Annotated in this window: 23 protein-coding genes and 1 rRNA gene; 2 read left to right on the top strand and 22 right to left on the bottom strand. The window is 71.6% G+C overall.

The features are described from left to right. Window positions 1-7: 7 nt before the first annotated feature. From ACYVC6_RS18225 to ACYVC6_RS18170, 12 genes are all read right to left on the bottom strand, one after another. Window positions 8-1,081 carry a prephenate dehydrogenase gene (locus ACYVC6_RS18225; RefSeq protein WP_460715871.1) on the bottom strand — a complete coding sequence of 358 codons (1,074 nt, stop codon included), beginning with the start codon at window positions 1,079-1,081 and terminating at the stop codon, window positions 8-10. Further along, window positions 1,074-1,457 carry a chorismate mutase gene (gene aroH / locus ACYVC6_RS18220; protein ID WP_460715870.1) on the bottom strand — a complete coding sequence of 128 codons (384 nt, stop codon included), beginning with the start codon at window positions 1,455-1,457 and terminating at the stop codon, window positions 1,074-1,076. The genes ACYVC6_RS18225 and aroH overlap by 8 nt, the downstream gene beginning before the upstream one ends. Before the next feature lie 27 nt (window positions 1,458-1,484). Then, entirely contained in the window at window positions 1,485-2,237 is a 753-nt protein-coding gene (locus ACYVC6_RS18215) for a pseudouridine synthase (protein ID WP_460715869.1), read from the bottom strand. Window positions 2,238-2,307: 70 nt separating this feature from the next. Further along, entirely contained in the window at window positions 2,308-2,958 is a 651-nt protein-coding gene (scpB, locus tag ACYVC6_RS18210) for an SMC-Scp complex subunit ScpB (RefSeq protein ID WP_460715868.1), read from the bottom strand. Continuing rightward, a complete protein-coding gene (locus tag ACYVC6_RS18205; protein ID WP_460715867.1) occupies window positions 2,955-3,875 on the bottom strand; it encodes a segregation and condensation protein A in 921 nt (306 codons plus the stop codon). The genes scpB and ACYVC6_RS18205 overlap by 4 nt, the downstream gene beginning before the upstream one ends. Continuing rightward, window positions 3,872-4,210: a hypothetical protein gene (locus ACYVC6_RS18200; protein ID WP_460716511.1), complete on the bottom strand. Its 339-nt coding sequence runs from the start codon at window positions 4,208-4,210 to the stop codon at window positions 3,872-3,874. Before ACYVC6_RS18200 ends, ACYVC6_RS18205 begins: the two co-directional genes overlap by 4 nt. 10 nt (window positions 4,211-4,220) lie before the next feature. After that, on the bottom strand, window positions 4,221-5,336 hold the full coding sequence (locus ACYVC6_RS18195) for a ParA family protein (protein WP_460715866.1): 1,116 nt from the start codon (window positions 5,334-5,336) through the stop codon (window positions 4,221-4,223). 263 nt (window positions 5,337-5,599) lie between these two features. Beyond that, complete coding sequence (locus ACYVC6_RS18190) at window positions 5,600-5,893, bottom strand: GNAT family N-acetyltransferase (protein WP_460715865.1); 294 nt, start codon at window positions 5,891-5,893, stop codon at window positions 5,600-5,602. A gap of 33 nt (window positions 5,894-5,926) precedes the next feature. Then, on the bottom strand, window positions 5,927-8,515 hold the full coding sequence (locus ACYVC6_RS18185; protein ID WP_460715864.1) for a DEAD/DEAH box helicase: 2,589 nt from the start codon (window positions 8,513-8,515) through the stop codon (window positions 5,927-5,929). A gap of 3 nt (window positions 8,516-8,518) precedes the next feature. Then, on the bottom strand, window positions 8,519-9,442 hold the full coding sequence (gene xerD, locus ACYVC6_RS18180; protein WP_460715863.1) for a site-specific tyrosine recombinase XerD: 924 nt from the start codon (window positions 9,440-9,442) through the stop codon (window positions 8,519-8,521). An 18-nt stretch (window positions 9,443-9,460) separates the two neighbouring features. After that, entirely contained in the window at window positions 9,461-10,576 is a 1,116-nt protein-coding gene (ald, locus tag ACYVC6_RS18175; protein WP_460715862.1) for an alanine dehydrogenase, read from the bottom strand. An 11-nt stretch (window positions 10,577-10,587) separates the two neighbouring features. Further along, on the bottom strand, window positions 10,588-11,220 hold the full coding sequence (locus ACYVC6_RS18170; protein WP_460715861.1) for an NUDIX domain-containing protein: 633 nt from the start codon (window positions 11,218-11,220) through the stop codon (window positions 10,588-10,590). Window positions 11,221-11,244: 24 nt separating this feature from the next. On the opposite strand from ACYVC6_RS18170, the gene pepN reads away from it, so the two are divergent. After that, entirely contained in the window at window positions 11,245-13,728 is a 2,484-nt protein-coding gene (gene pepN, locus ACYVC6_RS18165; protein ID WP_460715860.1) for an aminopeptidase N, read from the top strand. A 27-nt stretch (window positions 13,729-13,755) separates the two neighbouring features. On the opposite strand, the gene ACYVC6_RS18160 is transcribed toward pepN, so the two are convergent. Genes ACYVC6_RS18160 through ACYVC6_RS18125 form a run of 8 tightly spaced genes read right to left on the bottom strand, consistent with a single transcriptional unit; the run spans window position 13,756 to window position 22,302 of the window. Beyond that, complete coding sequence (locus ACYVC6_RS18160; RefSeq protein ID WP_460715859.1) at window positions 13,756-15,444, bottom strand: CTP synthase; 1,689 nt, start codon at window positions 15,442-15,444, stop codon at window positions 13,756-13,758. An 11-nt stretch (window positions 15,445-15,455) separates the two neighbouring features. Continuing rightward, the gene (locus ACYVC6_RS18155) at window positions 15,456-16,415 is read right to left on the bottom strand and encodes a copper transporter (RefSeq protein WP_460715858.1); all 960 of its coding nucleotides are present in this window, start codon (window positions 16,413-16,415) and stop codon (window positions 15,456-15,458) included. Continuing rightward, window positions 16,412-17,581, bottom strand: a complete 1,170-nt coding sequence (gene steA, locus ACYVC6_RS18150; protein ID WP_460715857.1) for a putative cytokinetic ring protein SteA — start codon at window positions 17,579-17,581, stop codon at window positions 16,412-16,414. The genes ACYVC6_RS18155 and steA overlap by 4 nt, the downstream gene beginning before the upstream one ends. Before the next feature lie 54 nt (window positions 17,582-17,635). Beyond that, entirely contained in the window at window positions 17,636-19,327 is a 1,692-nt protein-coding gene (gene recN, locus ACYVC6_RS18145; RefSeq protein WP_460715856.1) for a DNA repair protein RecN, read from the bottom strand. Next, window positions 19,320-20,291, bottom strand: a complete 972-nt coding sequence (locus ACYVC6_RS18140) for an NAD kinase (RefSeq protein ID WP_460715855.1) — start codon at window positions 20,289-20,291, stop codon at window positions 19,320-19,322. The genes recN and ACYVC6_RS18140 overlap by 8 nt, the downstream gene beginning before the upstream one ends. Then, entirely contained in the window at window positions 20,288-21,127 is an 840-nt protein-coding gene (locus ACYVC6_RS18135) for a TlyA family RNA methyltransferase (protein WP_460715854.1), read from the bottom strand. The genes ACYVC6_RS18140 and ACYVC6_RS18135 overlap by 4 nt, the downstream gene beginning before the upstream one ends. 2 nt (window positions 21,128-21,129) lie before the next feature. Continuing rightward, entirely contained in the window at window positions 21,130-21,294 is a 165-nt protein-coding gene (locus tag ACYVC6_RS18130; RefSeq protein ID WP_460715853.1) for a hypothetical protein, read from the bottom strand. 9 nt (window positions 21,295-21,303) lie between these two features. Further along, complete coding sequence (locus ACYVC6_RS18125; protein ID WP_460715852.1) at window positions 21,304-22,302, bottom strand: HAD-IIA family hydrolase; 999 nt, start codon at window positions 22,300-22,302, stop codon at window positions 21,304-21,306. Window positions 22,303-22,330: 28 nt separating this feature from the next. On the opposite strand from ACYVC6_RS18125, the gene ACYVC6_RS18120 reads away from it, so the two are divergent. Next, complete coding sequence (locus tag ACYVC6_RS18120) at window positions 22,331-23,455, top strand: DUF1015 family protein (protein ID WP_460715851.1); 1,125 nt, start codon at window positions 22,331-22,333, stop codon at window positions 23,453-23,455. Here ACYVC6_RS18120 and ACYVC6_RS18115 read toward each other — a convergent pair. Together ACYVC6_RS18115 and rrf are read right to left on the bottom strand one after the other, a co-directional pair. Then, window positions 23,430-23,795 (bottom strand): single-stranded DNA-binding protein, encoded by a 366-nt coding sequence (locus ACYVC6_RS18115; RefSeq protein ID WP_460715850.1) that lies wholly within the window; start codon window positions 23,793-23,795, stop codon window positions 23,430-23,432. The two genes, ACYVC6_RS18120 and ACYVC6_RS18115, sit on opposite strands and share 26 nt — an antisense overlap. Before the next feature lie 182 nt (window positions 23,796-23,977). Next, a 5S ribosomal RNA gene (gene rrf, locus ACYVC6_RS18110) occupies window positions 23,978-24,094 on the bottom strand. Window positions 24,095-24,151: the final 57 nt, after the last annotated feature.

Raw genomic sequence — 24,151 nt, 5'->3', positions numbered from 1 at the left:
GGCGAGCCTACCGGTGGGTCACCCATTCCTTGGCTTCCAGGGACGAGAGCAGGTGCTCGGCCAGGTCCTCCTCGACGACCAGCTCGACCAGACCGGTGTCGCGGCCCGGGTCGTGGTCGATGCGCACGTCCTCGATGTTGACCCCACTCTCGCCGGCGTCGGCGAACAGCCGGGCGAGCTCGCCGGGGTGGTCGGGCACCGAGACGAACACCGAGCGGGTCGGGCGGACGGGTCCTCCGTGCTTGCCGGGGATCGCGCGGGTGCCGGCGACTCCGTCGCGCAGCAACGACTCCAGCCAGACTCGGTCGCGCCCGTCCAGGGCCTGGATGACATCGTCCAGGCGGTCCCGGACGTCGAGCAGCAGAGCCAGCACCTGGTCGCCGTTCGCCGCGACGATCTGGCCGTAGAGCGCGGGGTCACCGCCCGCCACGCGGGTGACGTCGCGGACGCCCTGTCCTGAGAGCGTCAGGTGGTCGGCGGGCGCGTTGAGCAGCTGTCCGGCGACCAGCGAGGCGAGCACATGGGGCACGTGCGAGGTCCGGGCGACCGCCGCGTCGTGCTCGACGGGACTCAGCCGCACCGGGACCGCCCCGCAGAGCCGAGCCAGCGCCTCCACCACCTCGACGGCACCGGGCTCGGAGGTCTCGTGCGGGGTGACCGCCCAGGGTCGGCCGTCGAACAGCGCCGGGCTCGCGGCCAGGGGTCCGGAGCGTTCGCTGCCCGCCATCGGATGGCCCCCGACGTAGCGTTCGAGCCCGGGCGTGCCGAGCACGGCTGCCAAAGGGCCCGACTTGACGCTTCCCACGTCGGTCACCACCGCGCGGGTCCGCTCGAGGGCGTTCCTGATCACCGTACCGAGGTGGTCCGGGGGAACCGCGACCACCACCAGCCGCGGCTGGTCCTCGGCCGTCGCAGGCCGCCCGGCGCCGAGGCCCGAGGCCGTCCGCAGGTGGTCGGTGTTCTCGTCGGCCAGGATCACGTCGACCCCGGCCCGGCGCAGCGCCAGCCCGATGGACGTGCCGACCAACCCCGCCCCGATGATCTCGACGGGTCCCGTGAGAGGTGTCGTCGTCTCACTCATCGGGCGTCGACCGGGTGCGAGTCAGGTCGCTGCGCAGCGCGGCCGCGCCGTGTAGGTAGACGTGGGTGATGTCGGCGCGCGGCAGGTCGGTCTCCACGTGGGCGAGCATCCGCACCACCCGCGGCATCGAGCCGGCGATCTCGAGCTCACGGGCACACAGCAGCGGCACCTCGCCGAACCCGAGCTGGCGGGCGGCGTACGCCGGGAACTCCGAGACCAGGTCGGAGGTCGCGGTGAAGATCACCGAGATGAAGTCGTCGACCTCGAGGCCGTTGGCGCTCATCGAGTCCAGCACCATCTCCGCGACCCGGTCGAGCATGTGCTCACGGACGTCCTGATCGAGCTGGGTCGCCCCGCGCACCGCCCTGACCGCCACAGGCGACAAGGCTAGTGGTTGCCCGCCTCAGAGCTCCGCGCTGTCCAGCAGCACGCCCAGCTCGTCGCGGGTCAGCTCGCGCAGCTCGCCCTCGGGCAGCCGCCCGAGGCGCACCGGTCCGATGGCCGTTCGGGTCAGCCGCTTGACCGGGTGGCCCACCTGGTCGAGGAGCCGACGAACGATCCGGTTGCGGCCCTCGTGGATGACCAGCTCGACGATGGACTTGCCCTTGCCGTGCTGCACGACCCTGGCCCTGGAGACGGTCACCGGACCGTCCTCGAGGGTGACGCCCTCGCGCAGGGTGCGCAGCGTCGCCTTCGTGACCTCGCCGTCGACCTCGGCGACGTAGGTCTTGTCCACCTCGTAGGACGGGTGGGCGAGCCGCTGGGCGAAGTCGCCGTCGTTGGTGAGCACGATCAAGCCGGAGGTGTCGGTGTCGAGGCGGCCCACGTGGAAGAGCCGCTCGGGCCGGTCCGCGACCAGGTCTCCCAGCGTCCGGCGCCCCTGCGGGTCGGACATCGTGGAGACCACGCCGCGCGGCTTGTTGAGCACCAGGTAGACGTGGGGCGAGACCGGTGGCAGGCGCCGGCCGCTGACCCTGATCACGGCGGTCGCCGGGTCGACCTTGGTGCCGAGCCGGGTGACGACCTCCCCGTCGACCTCGACCTCCCCGGCGAGCATCAGCTCCTCGCACTTGCGGCGGGAGGCGACGCCCGAGGTCGCCAGCAGCTTCTGGAGGCGGATGAGCCCGTCGTCGTCGACCGCGGGGCCGGTGATCATGTTTTTCGGGGTCCCCGCCGGATCGTGGGCGGAGGAGCGAAGCGGGGGAGCTCGCGATCTGGTGGGGTGATCATGTGGGCTCGGTGCCGCCGTCGGGCTCCGTGCTGGGCCCTTCGTCCGGAGTGGGCAGGTTCTCGCCGCCGAGCACGGCCTCCATCCCGTCCATGTCCTCCATGTCTGCCAGGTCCGGGAGGTAGGGCGCGAGCTCGGGGAGCTCCTCGATGCTGGTCACGCCGATCCGCTCGAGGAAGTAGCTGGTCGTCCGGAACAGCGTCGCCCCCGAGGACTCGTCCTGGCCGGCCTCCTCGACCAGGCCGCGGGTGAGCAGGGTGCGCATGACCCCGTCGACGTTGACGCCTCGGATCGCGGACACCCGGGCCCGCGAGACCGGCTGCTTGTAGGCGACCACGGCCAGGGTCTCGAGCGCGGCCTGCGTGAGCCGGGCCTGCTGCCCCTCGAGCACGAACCCCTCGACCACCGAGGCGTACTCCTCGCGGGTGTAGTAGCGCCATCCCCCGGCGACGTTGCGCAGCTCGAAGCCGCGCCCCTGCTCGTCGTACTCCTCGGTCAGCGTCTGCAGCGCCGCCACGACCTCGTCGACGGGGTAGCCGACCGCGGTGGCCAGGCTGGTCGCGTCCAGAGGCTCGTCGGCCACCATCAGCACCGCTTCGAGCGCCGGGGCGAGCTCGGTCGTCGCCACCGCGAGCGTGTCCTGGGTCATTCGGGGTCCTCTTCTCGGCCCTCGTCCTGTGGTTGTTCCGACGGTACGCCGGGGGGCGCGCCGTCGAACTCGTCGTCGATGACGTGGTCGACCCAGTCCTCGGCGTCGGCGTCGTCGGACCCGGTCCAGCGGACGGTCAGCTCGCCGAGCGGGCTGACCTGGTCGAAGGCCACCGCTCCCTCGCGGAACAGCTCGAGCAGCGAGAGGAACCGGGCGACGGTGGTGAGGGTGTCGGGTGAGTCGCCACACAGCGCCCGGAAGGTCATCGCGCCGCTGCGCCGCAACCGGTCGACCACGAGCGCGGCCTGCTCGCGCACGCTGACCCGCGGCGCGTGGATGTGGTGCAGGGTCAGCTCGGCCTCGGTCCGGGGCTCCAGCGCCTTGGCCGCGAGTTGGGCGAACTGGTCGAGACCGATGCCGATGAGCACCTCGGGCAGCAGGGTCGCGAACCGGTCCTCGAGCCCGACCGCCCGCGGGTGGCGGCGCGACTCCCCCGCCAGCCGCTTCTCCAGGACCCCGGCGACCTGCTTGAACGCGCGGTACTGGAGCAGGCGGGCGAACAGCAGGTCGCGCGCCTCGAGCAGCGCGAGGTCCTCCTCGTCCTCGACGTCGCCCTGCGGGAGCAGCCGCGCCGCCTTGAGGTCGAGCAGGGTGGCCGCCACGAGGAGGAACGACGAGGTCTGTTCGAGGTCCCACTCTCCCTCCCCCTCGGCGGTGTCGCGCGCCGAGGCGCCCGCCTTGACGTGGGCGATGAACTCGTCGGTGACCTGCGAGAGCGAGACCTCGGTGATGTCGAGCTTGTGCTTGGAGATGAGGCTGAGGAGCAGGTCGAACGGGCCCTCGAAGTTGTCCAGGTGGAGCGCGAACGACGCCTCGGCGAGGTCAGGACTCTCACCCGACATGAGGGTCGCGGTCATCCCTCGCTCAGCCGGCGGACCAGGGCGCTCTTCTCGCCGTTCTCCTCGAGGTCGGCGAGGACCAGCGAGACCGCCTCGCGCAACAGGCGTCCCCGGTCGACCGCGAGACCGTGCGCGCTGCGCAGCGCCAGCCGGGCGTGCTCGATGTCGAGAAGCTCCTGCGAGGTGACGTAGACGGTCACCTTCTCGTCGTGCCGGATCCGCCCGCTGGGCTTCTTCGCCATCGACTCCTGCTCGGGAGCCGGGTCGGGCACGGCACGGACGGCGCGCTTCCCCGACGCGCCTTCCTTCGCCGGGTCGTCGGTGGACCGGAACAGGTCGTCGGCCGCAGGCAGGTTCACCCGCCTACTCACGCGGGGTCCCCGCGGAGTCATCGGCGGAGGAGCGCAGCGGAGGAGCCGAGGAGTCCGTGGGGTGCAGACACCTTGCGAGCACCTCCTTGGCCAGCAGGCGGTAGGAGTCCGCGCCCTGCGAGGTCGCCGCGTAGGTCGTGATCGGCTCACCGGCGACGGTGGAGTCGGAGAACTTCACGGTCCGGCGGATGACGGTGTGGAAGACCTTGTCACCCCACGCCTCGACCAGCCGGTCCATCACCTCACGGCTGTGCAGGGTGCGGCCGTCGAACATGGTGCCGAGCACACCGTCGATCTCCAGGGCCGGGTTGAGACGCTCGCGCACCTTGTCGATCGTGGTCTTGAGCAGCGCCACCCCGCGCAGCGCGAAGTATTCGCACTCGAGTGGCACGATCACGCCCTGAGAGGCGGTCAGCGCGTTGACGGTGAGCAGGCCGAGCGACGGCTGGCAGTCGATGAGGATGACGTCGTACTCGTCCATGGCGTCGGCCAGGGCCCGCTGGAGCGTCTGCTCGCGGCCGACCTCGTGCACCAGCTGCACCTCGGCGGCCGCGAGGTCGATGTTGGAGGGCAGCAGGTCCATCCCCGGGACGACCGTGGGCACCACGACGTCGTGCAGGCCGACGTCCTTCTGCATGAGCAGGTTGTAGACGGTCAGGTCCATCTCGTGCGGGTTGAGACCGAGACCGACCGACAGCGACCCCTGCGGGTCGAAGTCGACGAGCAGGACCTTGCGGCCGTACTCCACCAGGGAGGCACCCAGGTTGATGGTCGTCGTGGTCTTGCCCACACCGCCCTTCTGGTTGCACATCGAGATCACCCGGGCGTTGCCGTGGGTGGTGAGCGCGCGTGGCTCGGGGATGAACGGCATGGGCCGGCCGGTCGGGCCGAGCGGCTCGTCGGGGGCCACCGGCTCGACGGGAGCGAGGGGCTCGTCGAGCAGCGCCAGCTCCTCCGCAGGGGTCGGTGACGTCTCGTCCTGACGGCGCTGGAAGGGCAGGTGCACGGCGTCTCCCTGGGTGTGGACCGGGTCCGGGACCGGCGGACGGGTCAGCGGTGGCATCTCCGGGGCACTCGAGCCTGCGTGCTCCTGGAAGCTGTCGGTCATCCGCTGTTCCTCCCGGGCCGGTCCGGCCAGAATCGTTCTGTTGTCCGCACCGTAATTTGTCGACACGGCGACATGTGGGCGACGCGCGGAAGGACTCTAGGTCGGTCCGGCGAGGACCGACAAGGCGCCCCCCGGTTACCCCCAGGCACTGGCCTGGATCTGTGCAGGACGTGTGCACTCGCTCCCGCTGGGGTGCACAGGCATCCCGGGGCTGTGCAGCAATCTGTGGACAGTGAGCTGGCGGGTCAACCGGCCGGAGCCGGTCAGACCATCGAGCCGACCAGGTCCTGGTAGTCCGGGTGCTTCTCGATCCAGCGCCGGATGAACGGACACCTGGGCAGCACCTTTCGGGTGCCATCGGCGTGTACGGCGTCCAGAGCACTCCGGGCCAGCGCAGACCCGACGCCCTGCCCCTCGAAGGCGTCGAAGATCTCGGTGTGGGTGAACACGATCAGGTCGTCGGTGTTGTCGTAGGCCGCGAAGCCGGCGAGCTCACCGTCCACGTGGGCCTCGAAGCGGGACTCGCCTGGATTGTCGGACACCTGGACGTCGCTCATGTTCCCGACCCTACGCAGCCCATCCCATGGGCGTCACAGCTGCCTCAGGGCCTCGGTCGCCAGCACCAGCTCCCCCGCCTCGTCCGAGGCGTCGAGGTCCGCGACCGCGTCGATCACCCAGTCGTGGTGGCCCTCGGGGTCGCTGAGGGTCTGCCGGACCCGCCAGGCCCGTCCGCCTGCCTCGGGGTGGGGTTCGATCCGCAGCAGCGCCGGTCCCCGCGCGTCCGCGCCGAGGTCGACCCGGTCGTGCTCGCCGTAGTAGGCCTCGATCGCCTCGTCCCACCGCGACCGGGTCATCACGACCTCCCCCGGCGGGTCGGTCCGGTCGGCCGCCGCCCGCTCCAGCGCCATCAGCCCGTCGAGGTCGTCGCGGGCGACGAGCTCCACGCGCCGCCACATCGCGTTGCGGATCATCACCCGGAACGCCCGATCCTGCTTCGAGATCGGCCGCGGTGAGGCCGGCAGCTGGTTGGTCGCCAACTGGGCGGCCCGCCGGGCGACCGCCTCAGGGTCGGTGAGTGCCTCCCATTCGTCCAGCAACGACGAGTCGGTCTGCCTGATGGTCTCCCCCAGCCACTCGGCGAGGTCGTCGAGCTCGGGAGTGCGGTGCGAGTCCGGCACCGTCTGGCGGAGCGTCCGGTAGGCGTCGGTCAGGTAGCGCAGCACCAGGCCCTCGGACCGGGCCAGCTGGTAGCGGCCCACGAAGTCGGTGAAGCTCATCCCCTGCTCGTACATCTCGCGGACGATCGACTTGGGCTGCAGCGCGTCCGCGTGGAGCCACGGATGGCTGCGCCGGTAGAGCTCGTACGTCGCCTCGAGGAGCTCCGCCAGCGGCTGCGGCCAGGTCACCTGGTCGAGCAACGCCATCCGCTCCTCGTAGTCGATGCCGTCGGCCTTCATCTCGTTGACCGCCTCCCCGCGGGCGGCGTACTGCTGGGCGAACAGGATCTGCCGCGGGCCCTCCAGCACCGACTCGATCACCGAGACGATGTCGAGCGTGTGCTCCTCCGCCTCCGGGTCGAGCACGTCCAGGGCCGCGAGGGCGAAGTGCGCGAGCTCCTGGTTGAGGGCGAAGTCCTCGGGCAGGTCGACAGTGAGCACGTAGCGCCGGCCGAACTCGTCGGGCTGGTCCAGGCGGGTGAGCGTGCCGGACTGCCGCAGGCTGCGCGCCAGGCGGACCGCGCGCCGCGCGAGCCGGCGCTTGTCGCGCTCGGACTCGTGGTTGTCGGTGAGGATCCGGCGCAGGACCGGGAACGCGTCCTCCTCGCGGCCGAGCACGTTGATGAGCATCGAGTTGTCGACCCGCATCCGCGACACCAGCTGCTCGGGTGTGCCGTTGACCAGCCGGTCGAAGGTCTGCTCGGTCCACACGACTGTGCCCTCGGGCGGCTTGCGGAGCTGGGCCTTGCTCTTGCGCTTGGCCTGCTTCTCCACGCTCATCGCAGCGTTCTTGGCGTCCGCCTTGGCCTTTGCCTTCTCGTTCTCGATCGTGTGCGGCGGCGCCTGGACGACGACGTTGCCGGCGGTGTCGAAGCCGGCTCGGCCGGCCCGGCCGGCGATCTGGTGGAACTCCCTGATCCGCAGGATCCGGCTGCGGTTGCCGTCGTACTTCGCCAGACCGGTGAAGAGCACGGTCCGGATCGGCACGTTGATGCCGACGCCCAGGGTGTCGGTGCCGCAGATGACGGTGAGCAGGCCCGCCTGGGCCAGCTGCTCGACCAACCGCCGGTAGCGCGGCAGTAGCCCGGCGTGGTGGACCCCGATGCCGCGGCGCAGCAGCTTCGACAGCGTCTTGCCGAACCCGGCCCCGAACCGGAACCCCGCCAACCGTTCCTTCAGCTGGTCGAGTGCGGCGCCGGACGCTCCAAGCTTGGCGTTGAGCAACCCGGTGGCGTGCTCGACGGCGTCCTTCTGGGTGAAGTGCACGACGTAGACCGGGGCCTGGTGGGTGTGCACCAGCTCCTCCAGCGTCTCGGCGAGGGGGGTGAGCGCCCACGTGAACGTCAGCGGCACCGGGCGCTCGGCATCGGTCACCAGCGCCGTCTCGCGGCCGTTGCGCCGGGAGATGTCGGCGGCGAGCTCGGTGACGTCGCCGAGGGTGGCCGACATCAGCACGAACTGGGCCTGTGTGAGCTCGATGAGCGGGACCTGCCAGGCCCAGCCGCGGTCGGGCTCGGCGTAGAAGTGGAACTCGTCCATCACCACGAGCCCGACGTCGGCCTTGGTCCCCTCGCGCAGGGCGATGTTGGCGAGGATCTCGGCGGTGCAGCAGATGACCGGCGCGTCGGCGTTGACCGAGGCGTCGCCGGTGAGCATGCCGACGTCCTGCGCCCCGAAGACCTCGCAGAGTGCGAAGAACTTCTCGCTCACCAGCGCCTTGATCGGGGCCGTGTAGTAGGTGACCTGGTCCTGCGCCAGCGCCGCGGCATGGGCGGCCACGGCGACCAGCGACTTGCCTGACCCCGTGGGGGTCGACAGCACCACGTTGGAGCCGCCGAGCAGCTCGATCACCGCCTCGTCCTGGTGCGGGTAGAGCTCCAGCCCCTCCTCCGCCGCCCAGTCGACGACCGCGGAGTAGACGTCGTCGGGTGAGTCTCCCGCGGAGACCTTCAGCCGGGTCACCGGCTAGTCCCGCGCCCGCGGGTGCGCGCTGGCGAAGACCTCGCGCAGGCTGTCGACGGTGACCAGCGTGTAGATCTGGGTGGTCGTGACCGACGCATGGCCGAGCAGCTCCTGCACCACGCGGACGTCGGCGCCGCCGTCCAGCAAGTGGGTGGCGAACGAGTGGCGCAGTGTGTGCGGGGAGACGTCGGCCGTGACTCCCGCGCGCTCGGCGGCCTTGACCAGGATCGCCCAGGCGGACTGGCGTGAGAGCCGGCCACCCCGGGCGTTGAGGAAGAGGGCGGGTCCACCCTTGCCCGTGGACACCAGCTCCGGGCGGCCGCGCACCAGGTAGGCGTCGACCGCCTCGAGCGCGTAGGAGCCGATCGGCACGACGCGCTCCTTGCCGCCCTTGCCGCGCAGCTTGACCACCGCGTCCACCGTGTCGAGATCGTCGACGTCGAGGCCCACGGCCTCCGAGATGCGCGCCCCGGTGCCGTAGAGCACCTCGAGCAGCGCGCGGTCGCGGAGCGCGAGCGTGGTGCCGGGCTCACCCGCGACCTCGAGGATCGACTCGACGTCGCTGAGCGGCAGTGCCTTGGGCAGCCGTTTCGTCGGCGTCGGCGGCTTCACCGCGCCGGCCGGGTCGGTCGAGGCCAGACCGTCGGCGAGCGCGAACCGGTGGAACCCCCGCACCGCCACGACGGTCCGGGCGGCCGAGGTCGAGCTGAGCGGCGGGTGGTCGGCGTCGCCCTCACGCAGCCGGACCAGGAAGTCCGCGACCGTCTGCTCGGTGACCCGGTCCAGGTCTTCGACGCCGAGGCCGGCCAGGTGGTCGAGGTAGCGCCGCAGGTCCCGCCGGTAGGAGGAGAGGGTGTTCGACGCCAGCCCGCGCTCGACGGCCAGGTGGTCGAGATAGGTGCGGACCGCCCGCCCTGGATCAGCCATGAGCGTCAGCCATCGCGGTCAGCCAAGCACGGACTCCAGCGAGACGGCCTCGATGCCGACCGCCTCACCCACCGGGGCGTTGGTCAGCTGCCCGGCGTAGGTGTTGAGGCCCAGGGCGAGGCTGTGGTCGTCGCGGCAGGCCTGCTCCCAGCCCTTGTTGGCCAGCGCGACGGCGTAGGGCATGGTCGCGTTGGTCAGGGCGTAGGTCGACGTGTTGGGCACCGCGCCCGGCATGTTGGCCACGCAGTAGAAGATCGAGTTGTGGACCGGGAACGTCGGGTCCGAGTGCGTGGTCGGGTGCGTGTCCTCGAAGCACCCGCCCTGGTCGACCGCGATGTCCACGAGCACCGAGCCGGGCTTCATCCGCGAGACCAGGTCGTTGCTGACCAGCTTGGGCGCCGCCGCGCCCGGGATGAGCACCGCGCCGATGACCATGTCGGCCTGCGTCACGTGCTGCTCGACGGCCAGCTTGGACGACGCCAGTCCGTGGACCTGGTTGTTGTAGCGCCAGAACGACATCCGCAGCTTGTCCAGGTCGGTGTCGAGCAGGGTCACGTCCGCGCCCATGCCGAGCGCGATGTTGGCCGCGTTCTGCCCGGAGACCCCCGCGCCGATGATGACCACCTTGGCGTTGGCGACCCCGCCTACACCGCCCAGCAGCACCCCGCTGCCGCCCTGGGCCTTGAGCAGCGCGTGCGCACCGACCTGGGGCGCCAGGCAGCCGGCCACCTCCGACATCGGGTAGAGCAGCGGTAGCGCACCGCCCGGCGTCTGCACGGTCTCGTAGGCGATGCCGGTGACCTTGCGGGCGAGCAGCTCCTCGGTCAGCGGCTTGTCCGCCGCCAGGTGCAGGTAGGTGAAGAGCGTCTGCCCCTCCCGCATCCGCGCGTACTCCTCGGCGACGGGTTCCTTGACCTTGAGGATCATCTCGGCCTCGCCCCACACGGCGTCCGCGTCCGGCAGGATCTTCGCCCCCGCCGCGACGTACTCCTCGTCAGGGATGCCCGAGCCGACACCCGCCTCGGTCTGGATCACCACCTCGTGATCGTGGGCGACCAGCTCGTGGACGCCGATCGGGGTGATGGCCACGCGGTACTCGTGGTCCTTGACTTCCTTCGGGATGCCGACCTTCACGAGAACCGACCCTAGCCCCCGGCGGTCCCGCCCACGAGGCCACGGGCCCGAGCCAGCAGCACCGCGTTGATCAGCGGCGCGTTCGCCACCCGCCCGGCCAGGACCCCCCGCACGAGATCGTCGAACGGCATCCACAGCAGGTGCATGTCGGCCTCCTCGTGCTCGGGCTCGAAATCGCCGCGGTCGGCCGGGGTGAGGTCGCGGGCCAAGTAGAGGTGGATGACCTCCCCGGTGATGCCCGGAGAGCTGTACGTCGAGCCGAGGTGGGTCCAGGAGCGGGCGTCGTACCCCGCCTCCTCGACGAGCTCGCGCCGGGCCGCCTCCTCGGGGTCCTCGCCGGGCATGTCGAGCAGGCCGGCGGGCAGCTCGACCAGCCGCTGGCCCACCGGATGGCGGTACTGACGCACGACGAGCACGCGGTCCCGTTCGTCCACGGCGAGCACCACCGCCGCCCCCGGGTGCTCGAGCACCACCCGGTCGAACGCCTCCTCGTCCGAGTGGTCCCGGTGACGGAGACGGTCCGAGCGCACCGCGAAGGGAGCCGCGCCCCGGTAGAGGTCCTCGGACCCGACCACCGGCCACTCCTCGGCAGCGTCCGACAGATCGGGGGGTGCGTCGTCCGGTGCTCCGTTGTCCGAGGGCATGGCCGGTGAGGCTACCGTTCCGGTGTGCCGGACTCCTCGCCGCTCAGCCTCACCCATGACGAGGCCCGGGCCCGCGCCGCGATGCTGGAGGTCGAGCGCTACGACATCGAGGTCGACCTGCGCGGCATGCTCGACGGGCCTGACTGGGTCGCCACCTCGACGGTGAGGTTCCGGTGCCACCAACCCGGGTCGTCGACGTTCGTCGACTGCGACGCAGACGTCCAGCGGGCCACGCTCAACGGCGTGGACCTCGACGTCTCCACCTGCGCAGAGGGCCGGCTGCCGCTGCTCGACCTGGCCGATCACAACGTCCTGGTCGTCTCGTCGGTCCAGCGCGACACCGGCCGTGGGGCCGCCATCCTGCGCAGCGTCGACCCCTCCGACAAGCAGGTCTACGTCTGGAGCTCTTTCGAGCCCGACGGCGCCCGCCGCGCGTGGGCCTGTTTCGACCAGCCGGATCTCAAGGCCCCCCACCGCTTCACCGTGACCGCCCCGGAGTCGTGGGTGGTCACGAGCAACACCGCACCCGACTCGGTCGAGGACCGGGAGGACGGGTGCCGTGTGTGGTCGTTCCCGGACACGCCGCGCCTGTCGACCTACGTCGTCGTGGTCAACGCCGGACCGTTCCACGAGATCCGCGAGCAGCGGGGCGAGCACAGCCTGGGCCTCTACTGCCGTCAGTCGCTGCGCCGCTTCCTCGAGCGGGACTCCACCGAGCTGTTCCGGTTGACCGAGCAGGGGCTCGCGTTCTTCGGGGAGCGCTTCGGCGCCCCGTTCCCCCAGGAGCGCTACGACCAGGTCTTCGTCCCGGACCTCGGGGGCGCCATGGAGAACTGGGGCTGTGTCACCTGGAGTGACACCTTCCTCCACCGCAGCCGACCCACTCACGGTCAGCGGGAGTTCGCCGCCACCGTGCTGCTCCACGAGATGGCCCACCAGTGGTTCGGCGACCTGGTGACCATGCGCTGGTGGGACGACCTGTGGCTCAACGAGGCGTTCGCGTCATGGGCCGCCACCTGGGCGGCCGAACGGGCGACGGACTACACCGACGCCGACGCGACCATCCTCGCCACGCTGGAGCTGCGCGGATATCAGGCGGACATGGGCCCGGGCAGCCACCCCATCCGCTCCGAGGTGGCCGATGTCGGGGCGGCGTTCGCCAACTTCGACGAGATCACCTACGAGAAGGGCCAGGCCGTCCTCCGGCAGCTCGTCGCCTACGTCGGCGAGGACCAGTTCGTCAACGGACTGCGCGCCTACTTCCGCGACCACGCGTGGGGCAACACGACTCTCGAGGACCTGATGCACGCCGTCGGCGCCGCCGCGGGCCGGGACCTCACGAGCTGGCAGGCGGGCTGGCTGGACCGGCCCGGGACCGACACGATCGTCCTGCTGCCGGACCCACGGAGCCCGCTGGGGAGTCGCCAGCTGCTCACGACGAGCGCCGACGGCGCAGAGCCCAGGCCCCACCGCCTGCGCATCGGCTCCTACCGTCGCACCGGCGGCGACCCTGGCGACCCGCCCGTCGAGCTGGTGGCGACCACCGACGTGGAGACGACCGGGCCCACGACCCCGGTCGACCTCCCCGCCGCCGACCTCCACCTGCTCAACGACGGCGACCTGACCTTCGCCGCGGTGCGAACCGACGAGGAGTCGCTGGAGGCGATGCTGACCCTCGCCCCGGGCCTGCCGGACGCCGTCTCGCGGGCGCAGGCGGTCACGACCGCCTGGGACATGCTGGCCAAGGGTGAGCTGTCGGCGGGCGACTTCCTGGACTGCGTGCTGGCCGTGCTGGCGACCGAGCGCGCCGCCGGACTCGTCGAGCCGTTCTTCTCCCTGGCCCTGCAGGCCGCCGAACGCTGGAGCCCGACCGCGCTGGTGCCTCGCCGGCTGGCCCGAGTGGCGGAGCTGGCCGCGCGCCGGGCCGCGGAGACCGACCATCGCACCGCCTCCCTCAACGCCCTGGCCCGGTCCGCAGCGCTACCCGCGCACTTCGAGCTCCTGGACCGCGAGTCGGCGTCCAACCTCGACCTGGCCTGGCGGGTGTTGATCCGTCGCGCGTCACTGGGGAGGTTCGACGAGCGGGCGGTCGCGGCGCTGCTCGAGCGTGACCCCGACCCGGACGCCGCCGTACGTGCCTTCGCCGTCCGGGCGGCGTTGCCGACGGTCGAGGCCAAGGCGGAAGCCTGGTCCAGGGTGTTCGAGGAGCGGGCCGTGCCTCCCGGCCCACCGCTGCAGGAGATGGCCGGAGCCTTCTGGCGGCCCGTCCAGCACCACCTGCTCACGCCGTGGGCCGACCGCTACCTCGACGTGGTCACCTCACTGCGCGGGGAAGGGATGCTGGCGACCCTCAGCCTGGTCAAGACGATGGTGCCGGTCACCGCCTCGGACGACTGGCCCGACCGGGCCAGCAGCGCGGCGCGGGCCGACGGAGTCGACCCGCTGGTCCGCAACGCTCTGCTCACGGCCGCCGACACGCTCGGCCGGATGCTCCGGGCGAGGTCCTAGCGTTCTGGCTGGCTACCGCCTGCAGTCCTAGATCGTGTCCTCCTCGACCGCGGCGGGCTCGACCTCGATCGGGAAGCGCAGCTCCTTCTGGCGCTCGATCGCCGCGCCCACCAGGCCCGCGAACAGCGGGTGCGGACGGGTCGGCCGGGACCGCAGCTCGGGGTGCGCCTGGGTGGCCACGTAGTAGGGGTGCACGTCGCGCGGCAGCTCGACGAACTCGACCAGGTTGTTGTCGGGCGAGGTGCCCGAGAACACCAGCCCGGACTCCTCGAGTTGGTCGCGGTAGATGTTGTTGACCTCGTAGCGGTGCCGGTGCCGTTCCTCGATGAGGTCTGCGCCGTACGCCTCTCGGACCACAGATCCCGGCTTGAGTGCCGCCGGGTAGAGCCCCAGCCGCATCGTCCCGCCCAGGTCCCCCGCGCCCTCGACGTAGGCCACCTGCTCGGCCATGGTTGCGATCACCGGTTCCGGGCTGTCGGGGTCGAACTCGGTCGAGTCGGCCTTCTCCAGCCCGGCCACGCTGCGGGCGTACTCGATGACCATGCACTGCAGGCCGAGGCAGAGACCCAGCGTCGGGATCCCGTGGGTGCGTGCATAGGTCAGGGCGCCGATCTTGCCGTCGAGGCCGCGGACGCCGAACCCGCCGGGCACGCAGATCGCGTCCACGTCCTGGAGGAGCCGAGCGGCTCCCTGCGGCGAGGCACACTCGTCGGAGGCGATCCAGCGGATGTCGACCTTCGCCTCGTGGGCGAACCCGCCGGCGCGGAGCGCCTCGGCCACCGAGAGGTAGGCGTCATGCAGGTCGACGTACTTGCCGACCAGGCCGACGGTCACCTCCTCGGCCGGGTGGTGGACGCGCCGGAGCAGGTCGTCCCACGCGGTCCAGTCGACGTCACGGAACGGCAGCCCCAGCCTGCGCACGACGTAGGCGTCGAGTCCCTGACGGTGCAGCACCTTGGGGATGTCGTAGATCGACGGGGCGTCGGCGGCGGTGACCACCGCCTCCTCGTCGACATCGCACATCAGCGAGATCTTGCGCTTGATGGAGTCGGGCAGCTCGCGGTCGGCACGGCAGACGATGGCGTCGGGCTGGATGCCCACCTGGCGCAACGCGGCCACCGAGTGCTGGGTCGGCTTGGTCTTGAGCTCCCCAGACGGACCGATGTAGGGCACCAGGGAGATGTGCAGGAAGAAGCAGTTGTCGCGGCCGATGTCGTGGCGGACCTGGCGGGCCGCCTCGAGGAACGGCAGCGACTCGATGTCGCCGACGGTGCCGCCCACCTCGGTGATGACGACGTCGACGTCGTCGCTCCCCATGGCCCGGATCCGGTCCTTGATCTCGTTGGTGATGTGGGGGATCACCTGCACGGTGTCACCGAGGTAGTCGCCGCGCCGCTCCTTGGCGATCACGCTGGAGTAGACCTGCCCGGTGGTGACGTTGGCGATCTGGCCGAGATCGGTGTCGAGGAACCGCTCGTAGTGCCCGATGTCGAGGTCGGTCTCGGCCCCGTCGTTGGTCACGAACACCTCGCCGTGCTGGAACGGGTTCATCGTCCCGGGGTCGACGTTGAGGTAGGGGTCCAGCTTCTGCATGGTGACCCGCAGCCCGCGCGAGCGCAGCAGCCGCCCGAGGCTCGAAGCAGTGAGGCCCTTGCCGAGCGAGGAGGCGACCCCTCCGGTGACGAACACGTGCTTGGTCGGCATCGGGTGCTTCATGGACCTCTAGCCTACGAGATAGGTACGGCTCCGTCCGAACCCGACGCACCGTAGGCGCCCACACTTCCGTCGAGAGAGTCGATCAGCGCCAGCATGGCGGTCACCTGGCCGATGACGGTGTCCCCTCCGTCGACCGTCGCGATCGTGCTCGTCACGAGCTCGTCGCGGCGCAGCTCGGTCAGCAGCCCTGCCTCCCCGGACCTGGTGTCGCCGAGCAGCACGACGCCGGCGGCGTCGACCCGCAGACCGGTCGTCAGCCCCTGGTAGATCGCCGCCTCGGCCAAGGCCTCCTCCGGCACAGGGTCGCCGCCGGCGGGCAGCAGGACCATCACCAGTGGGGCCAGCCGCGCGTCGGCCGGCCCGGTCAGCAGGCCGCCCGCGGACAGGCTGGCTCGCACGGTCTCGGCAGGGGCGTCCGCCCGGCGCCCGTCCTTGACCGGGGTGGCGACCGCGAGGCTCACCAGCTGGCCCAGCCGCACGTACGTCGAGGCGGCGGGGTCGATCCGGGTGTCGCCCAGCTGGGTCATCAGCTGGCTGCCCAGGCTGTCGACCAGTGAGGTCTCGCCGCGATCGACCGTCTGCGCAGTGATCTCGAAGACCCCGGTGAGACCGCCACCCGCGGCGGCCACCTGGGTGACCATCGTGTCGACGAGTCCTGGAGGCACGCCGGGCATGGCGACGATCACGGTGGGGTGACCCCTCAGGGCAGAGTCGTAGAGCCGGGCCGCGGCCGCGGCGGCGAAGGCGTCCGCGAACCCGCCCTCGGCGGGAGGCGGCGCCTCGTCGTCTGTGGACTCCGACTCCTCGGTGTCGGGCGGCGGCTCGTCCCGCGCGGTTGTCTGAGGAGTGTCGTCATCCGGGACATAGCTGAGCGGCCCCCCACCGAGGGCGATCCCCACGGCCAACGCGAACAGGGCGGCCACGACGGCGAGGACGTGGCGACGGAGACCGATCATGAACGCATCGGTCACAGCAGGGATCCCAGGTTGTCGGCAAGGGACTCGAGCATCGCCTGGCCGGCCGGTGTGACGGCCACCGCTGTCCCCACCGCCAACAGTCCCGCCAGTAGCAGTGTCACGACCTGTCCGGTGGTGGCACCATTGGTGTGCAGAGCCGGGACCGCGCTGGCATCCACCAACCGCGACCCCACCTTGAGTCGAGTGGCGAAGGTGCTGGCCAGGCCCGCTTGCCGCCGGTCGAGGAAGTCCTCGAGACGGGCGTTGAGGCCGACCCCGACCAGGGGGACGACGTCGTAGCGGTCCGCCAGCAGCAGCGCGAGGTCCTCGGGCGTGGCCGAGGACTCGACCAAGGTCGGTGAGATCCCGAGGCGCACGACACCGGTCACCGCCTCGACCTCCTCGGGTCCCGCGCCGTGCGTGCAGACCAGGACGACGTCGGAGGCGGCCTGGAGCGCGTCCGCGGACGGCAGCCCCCCTGGCTCCTTGACCGACGCGACGACCACGTCGGCCACCCAGCCGAAGCCCATCAGGTCGTCGGCGGCGGTCCCAACAGCCAGGATCGCGGGATCCTGCTCGGCCACGTAGCGCCGTAGCGGCACCAGCTCGTCGTGCTCGAAGCCGACGACGACCAGCGCGGGCCGACGGCTCAGCGGGGTGACCAGGTCGGGGAGGCCCCGGCCGTCCAGCAGCAGGTCCTGCTCGCGGCGCAGGAACTCGCCGGCGTTCTGGGTGAGGGTGTCGAGCTGCACCGCCAGGCCCGAGCGAGCCTGCTCCATCTCGGCGCGCAGCTGGCTCAACGTGACCACCCGGCCGTGTGCGACCGCGGTGTCGTCGGCGTAGACCACCCCGTCGTCGATGCGCACCGGCAGGTTGTCGGGCACCGCGGCCCAGCCACCTTCGCCCACCTGGTCCACCAGCACGAGACCGGCCTCGGCCAGCACCTCCGGTCCGAGGTTGGCGTAGCGCCCGGAGATCATCGGCGCGGCGTTGACGACCCCGACGACTCCCTTGTCGACCAGGCGCAACGCCGTCTCCCGGTCGAGGTCGTGGTGGTCGATCACCACGATGTCACCCTCCCGGAGTCGCGAGAGCAGCTGGGGAGCGCGGCGCGCCACCCGGGCGGTGCCACTGACGCCCGGGAGCGTGGTGATCTGCGTGCGTCGGGAGTTGAACTTCATCCCAGCACCCTCATCCCGGCACTCTCATCCCAGCGCTCTCCTCCCAGGTGTCCATCACGCGGAGCGCGCCTCGCGGGCCACCGTGAGCAGCTCGCGGGCGTGGGCCAGGGCGGTGTCGGAGTCGGCCAGACCGGCCAGCATCCGCGACAGCTCACGCTCGCGCGACGCGTCGTCCAGGACGCTCAGTCCCGAGCTCGTCACTGACCCGTCGTCGGACTTCTCCACCAGCACGTGCCGGTCGGCGTAGGCGGCGACCTGCGGAAGGTGCGTGACGACGAGGACCTGGGCGGTGCGGGCCAGCTGGGCCAGCCGCCGCCCGACCTCGACCGCGGCCGCGCCCCCGACGCCGGCATCGACCTCGTCGAACACGAACGTCGGCACGGGGCTGGTGCCCGCCAGCGCCACCTCCAGCGCGAGCATCACCCGGGACAGCTCTCCGCCCGAGGCCCCCTTGTGAAGGGGCCGGGGACCGGAGCCGACGTTGGCGGCGAGCCGGAACTCCACCTCGTCGACGCCTGACGCCGTGGCGCCGGTCCGGGTGATCTCGATCTCGAAGGTCGCATCCGGCATGGCCAGCAGGCCGAGCTCGTCGGTGACCTGCGCAGAGAGCCGCTCCGCGGCCTCGCTGCGGGCGCTCGACAGGGCTTCCGCCGCGGCCGCGAGCTCGGCGGCCAGGTGCTGCTGTTCGGTCCTCAGGGCCTCGATGCGCTCGTCGGTTCCGTCGAGGTCGAGCAGCCGGGCCGCGGAGGACTGCGCCCAGGCGAGCACGTCATCGATCGTCTCGCCGTACTTCCGGGTGAGCGCGGTCAGGGCCGCCCGGCGTTCAGACACTGCGGCGAGACGGTGGGGGTCGGTCTCGAGCCGCGAGGCGTAGGACGCCACATCCGCGGCGACGTCGGAGAGCAGGTAGGTGACCTCCGCGAGCCGGTCGGCGAGCTCGCCGGCCTCCGGATCGTGGTCGCGGACCCCCTCGAGCAGCGTGCGCGCGGCTGATGTGGTCGACAGCGCGTCGTCGGCGGTGGGGTCGTCGCTGGACAGCGACTCGCGGGCGGACTCCGCAGCCGTGCGCAGGGTGTCGGCGAACCCCAGCCGGGACTCCTCGGCCGCCAGTGCGACGTCCTCGCCGCTGGCCGGGTCCACGGCCTCGATCTCCCCAAGGCCGAACCTGAGCACGTCGGCCTCGCGGGCGCGCTCGCGGGAGCTGCTGACGACGTCAGCGAGCTCGCGTTCGGTGGTCTTGAGGCGGTGGTAGACACCTGAGTAGGTCGTCAGCAGGTCTGCGACGCGTGGCCCGCCGAACCTGTCCAGCGCCTCACGCTGGGCACGTTGCTGGAGCAGCCGGTGCTGGTCGGACTGTCCGTGCACCGCGACGAGCACTTCGGTCACCTCGGCGAGCTTGGCGACCGGCACCGACGCGCCGCCGACGAACGCCCGGGAACGGCCCTCCGCTGTGAGGTTGCGTGCCAGGACAACCCGCCCGTCCTCGACCTCACCCCCGGCCTCGTCGACCGCGTCCGCGAAGCCCTCCAGGCCGGAGACGTCCACGACCCCCTCGATCCGCGCGGTCCGGGCGCCGGTGCGCACCGCGCCCGAGTCGGCGCGCGCACCGAGCAGGAGTCCGAGCGCGGTCACGACCATGGTCTTGCCGGCGCCGGTCTCCCCCGTGATCACCGTGAGGCCCGGTCCGAGCTCCAGCGTCGACGACTCGATCACCCCGAGCTGCACGATCCGGATCTCCTCAAGCACCAGCCCCTCCGCTCGACGAGCCGTCTGCTGCGGAGCCCTCGCCCCGCCGACGGCGTTCGGCGGACCCGCGCCAGCCGTCCACGGGCAGGTCGAACTTGGCCACCAGCCGGTCGGTGAACGGTCCACGATGCAGCCGAGCCAGGCGGACCGGCCGATCACCGCGGCGCACCTCGATCCGGGCGCCTGGAGGTAGGTCCACCGCCCGGCGGCCGTCGCACCAGAGCACCCCGGCACCGTCGGTCCGCGCGATGACCTCGACGGCGACCACCGAGTCGGGCGAGACCACCAGGGGCCGGGCGAAGAGCGCATGCGCGCTGATCGGCACGACGACCAGCGCCTCGACCCCCGGCCACACCACCGGACCGCCCGCGCTGAAGTTGTAGGCGGTGGACCCCGTGGGTGTCGACAGCACCACTCCGTCGCAGCCCCACCGGGACAGCGGCCGGTTGTCGATCTCCACGACCACCTCGATCATCCGCTCGCGCGCGGCCTTCTCGACGCTGGCCTCGTTGAGCGCGAAGGTCTGGGTCACCAGCTCGCCGTCCCGGAACGCCCGGACGTCGAGGGTGAGCCGGTCCTCGGGGGTCCACGTGCGGTCCACGATCGCCTCGATCGTGGTCTCGACGTCGTCCGACTCGGCCTCGGCCAGGAAGCCGACGTGTCCCAGGTTGACGCCCAGGACAGGGGTCCCGCTCGCCCGAGTCACCTCGGCCGCCCTCAGGATCGACCCGTCGCCGCCCACGACGACCGCGATCTCGCAGTCGGCACCCGCGTCCGCGTCCGGACCGACGAGCTCGAGCGGCGGGTCGTAGGAGGCGGGATCGAGCTCGAGATCGGCGACCTCCGAGGCCAGCATCCGCACGCTCAGCCCGTGGCCGGTCAGCGCCTTGCAGAACGCGAGCGTCACCTCACGCGCGGCGTCGCGGCCGGTGTGGGCGAGCAGCAGCACCCGGCGCACGGTCATGGGTCAAGCCTGTCAGACGGCTCCCCCACGGAGGTGGCGCCATGCACAACCCGAGCGATGTCATCCGGCCCGACCTCTGCCGGTCCGTGGCGCAGCCACAGGAAGAACTCCACGTTGCCCGCCGGCCCGGGCAGCGGGCTGGTGGCCACTGCACGTGCTCCCCACCCTCGGCGGGCGGCCGCCTCGGCGACCGTGGTCACCGCCTCGGACCTCAGCGTGGGGTCGCGGACCACCCCACCCTTGCCGAGCCGGTCCTTCCCGACCTCGAACTGCGGCTTGACCATCAGTGCCAGGTCGCCGTCCTCGCGGGTCACCCCGATCAGCGGCTCGAGTACGAGAAGCAGCGAGATGAACGACAGGTCCCCCACGACCACGTCGACGGGACCGCCGATCATCTCGGTGGTGAGCTCGCGGACGTTGGTGCGGTCGTGCACCGTCACCCTCTCGTCCTGACGCAGCGGCCAGGCGAGCTGGCCGTAGCCCACGTCGACCGCGACCACCTGCGCGGCTCCTGCCCTCAGCAGCACGTCGGTGAACCCGCCTGTCGACGCCCCGGCGTCCAGACAACGCCGCCCCTCCACCCGGAAGCCCAGCGGGCCGAAGACCCTCAGCGCGCCGGCGAGCTTGTGCCCGCCACGGGAGACATACTCCTCGCCGTCGGGGTCCTCACGTACCACGATCGCGACGTCGGTGGTCACGGCGGTGGCCGGCTTGGTCGCGGCGCCGCCGGAGACGGTGACGCGCCCCGACGCCACCAGCTCGGCCGCGTGGTCGCGTGACCGCGCCAGCCCCCGGCGGACCAGCTCGGCGTCGAGGCGGAGGCGACGCGGCGGCACTGCTAGTCGTCCGAGGTGTCGTCCAGCGCTCGGCGCAGCTGCTCGTGGGCGTCCTCGAGGACGGCCACATGCTCCACGACGGGCCGGTCTTCCAGGGCCGCCAGGGACTCGACCACCGCGTCCACGCTCGCCAGGCCGGTGGTGTGCTCGGTCGCGCCCTCAGACATGCTGCGAGGCTATCGCGGCGGCTGGAGGCCCTCGATGGCGACATGCTGTCCGCAGCGGTCGTAGTGGTCCCAGGCCACCACTGCCACCACCCGCCACCAGTCGTCGGGATCGCCGCCACCTCGGACGACGAGCCTCCCCGCGTCGACGCGGGCGGTCCACCCACCAAGCGTCGCGACGCCCTCCACGGCAGTGACCGCCGGGTGGGCGACCGCCATGCCGCCGAGGTCGGCCGAGAGGAACGTCGGCCGCTCCCCCGGGCGGGCGGCCACCAGCTCAGGCAGGCCGGTCACCCCGGTCAGGACGAGCAGCGAGTCGATGCCGGCGTTGGCGGCGCCCTCGATGTCGGTGTCGAGGCGGTCGCCGACCATCAGCGGTCGGTCACCCCCCACTCGGCGGACCGTCTCGTCCAGCAACGGCCGTGCGGGCTTTCCGGCGACCTCCGCCTCGACACCACTGAACCTGCTGATCGTCTCGACCAGGACGCCATGGCCCGGAGCCACGCCGTAGGACGTGGGGATCGTCATGTCGCCGTTCGTCGCTACCCACCAGAGGCCGGCGCGGACTCGCACTGCGGCCCGCATGATGTCGCGCCAACGCACGTCCGGGCCGTAGCCGGTCACCAGAGCCTCGGCATCGTCGGTCACGCCCACCGGCTCCAGGCCGGCCGCGACCATCGCCTCCGCCAGCCCGTCGGCACCGAGCAGGACGACACGGGCACCTGGGCTCAGCCGGTCGGCGAGGAGCTGGGCAGCCGCCTGCGCCGAGGTCACCACGTCCGCGGCCTGTGCCGCGATGCCGAGGCCGCTCAGGTGTGCGGCGACCGCCGCGGGAGGCCGCCGGGCGTTGTTGGTGATGAACGCGACTCGCATCCCTGCCGCCCGGGCCCGGTCCACGTGTTCTGGAGCTCCAGGCACGGCGGCGGCGCCGACGTAGACCACACCGTCGAGGTCGAGCATCGCCAGGTCGTAGAGCTGGGACAACGGCCGTTCGGAGCGTTCAAGGCTCACCGGTTTGCTGCGCTCCTAGACTCGACTGATGGACTCGAGCGCGGTGGTGACCCCTCCGTACGTCGGTCGCCCCCTGCGCCTCGAGCCGTTCCACGCCCTGAGGCTGAACCCCCGACGGGTCGGGGACCCCGCCTCGCGGCGGCTCTTCGCCCGACCGTACCGGGCGGTCGCCGCGCGTCTCATCCAGTGGCAGGAACGCGGCCAGCTGCGCCGCGACGCCGACCCCGCACTGTGGCTGCACGAGTACACCGAGGCCGGGCTGACCGTGCGCGGCCTGGTCGGCGCACTCGACGTGTCCCACCGGGCCTCCAGCCCCAGCGACCGGGCCGTGCTCCCCCACGAGGGCATCCACCCTGCGCAGGCGGACTCGCTCGCCGACCGGATGACCCAGCTCGCGCTCAACCCCGCGCCGATCCTCCTGGTGCACAGGGGCCCGGAGGCGGTCCGGCGTCTTGTGCACCAGGTCGTGGCCACTGCGCCAACCGACGACTTCGTGGACCGCAACGACCAGCGCCACCGCATCTGGGCGATCCGGGACGCAGACCTGCTCGGCGGGCTCGCCGAGGGCCTCGCCGGCTGCCAGGCGCTGATCGCCGACGGACACCACCGCTATGCGGCATACCTCCGCATGCAGGCACGCGACCCCGGAGGCGCGTTCGACCGCGGCCTGGCGATGCTGGTCGACCAGGAGGACACGCCGTTGTTCCTCGGCCCCATCCACCGCGTGCTGACGGGGGTGAGCCTCGACGACCTTGCCGCGGCCGCCGAGATCGCCGGCGCCGGATACGACGTGAGGGACCAGACCTCCGCGTTCGAGGCGCTGGGGCCGCACACCCTGGTCGCGACCGACGGGCGGACGTGGGCGACGCTCAAGCTGGACCTGCCCCCCGACCGGGCCGCGGTCGAGGCCCTGCACGACGACGTGGTGCCCTCACTGGGACGTGGGCCCGCCCGGATCCACCACCACCACTCGGTCGAGGCCACGCTCAGCCAGCTGCGGCGCTCGGGAGGCGTCGCCGTGCTGATGCCGGCGCCTGACGTCGACGTCGTGCTCCGCGTCGCCGCGGCCGACCGGCTGCTGCCTGAGAAGGCCACCTCCTTCCAGCCCAAGCCGAGCCCCGGCGTGCTCATCCGCTCGCTGCGCGACGAATGACCCGGCCGCCGACCACCTCCACCTGGTAGCGCGACACCTTCGCCGCCCCGGCGGCGTAGAACCTTCGTCGGACCGCGCCGGTCACCTCCACCAGGTCCCCCTCGGACCAGGTCGGCACGGACCGTTTGACCCGCCCTCCCCACACCGCGCAGTCCAGCGTGTCGAACTGCTGGCCCCGCCGGGTGCCCGCGCCTGATCGCTCCACGACCAAGCGGAAGGTCCAGAGCGTGTCGCCGCTGGACAGGCTCACCTCGGCAGGGTCGGCCGACAGCCGGCCGACCAGCCGCACCTCGTTGACGTGTGAGAAGTCCTTCGTGCCTGAGCTCGTGGCTGTTGTCATGTCACCACCTCCGCGGACAACGCTCGCGGCAGGCGTCGACGGTCCCGTCGGTATGCGGAGCGCCCCTGTGGACACGTGGGCGGCCCGGAGGCTTGTGGACAGGAGGTGGCCGGGAATGGTCGCATAACGTCCCGAAATGACACCAGGGCCACCCCGTAATGGGGTGGCCCTGGCAAAAGAATGTCCGGCGGCGTCCTACTCTCCCACAGCCTCGCGACTGCAGTACCATCGGCGCTGAAGGGCTTGACTTCCGGGTTCGGGATGGGACCGGGTATTTCCCCTTCGCTGTGGCCGCCGTAACTCTTGAGCGAAATGCATCGAGGCCCAGAAGATCATGGAGCCCTGATGCACCCGCA

This window comes from Nocardioides dilutus (genome assembly GCF_054779555.1).
This window is presented reverse-complemented; position numbering and strand designations above follow the sequence as displayed.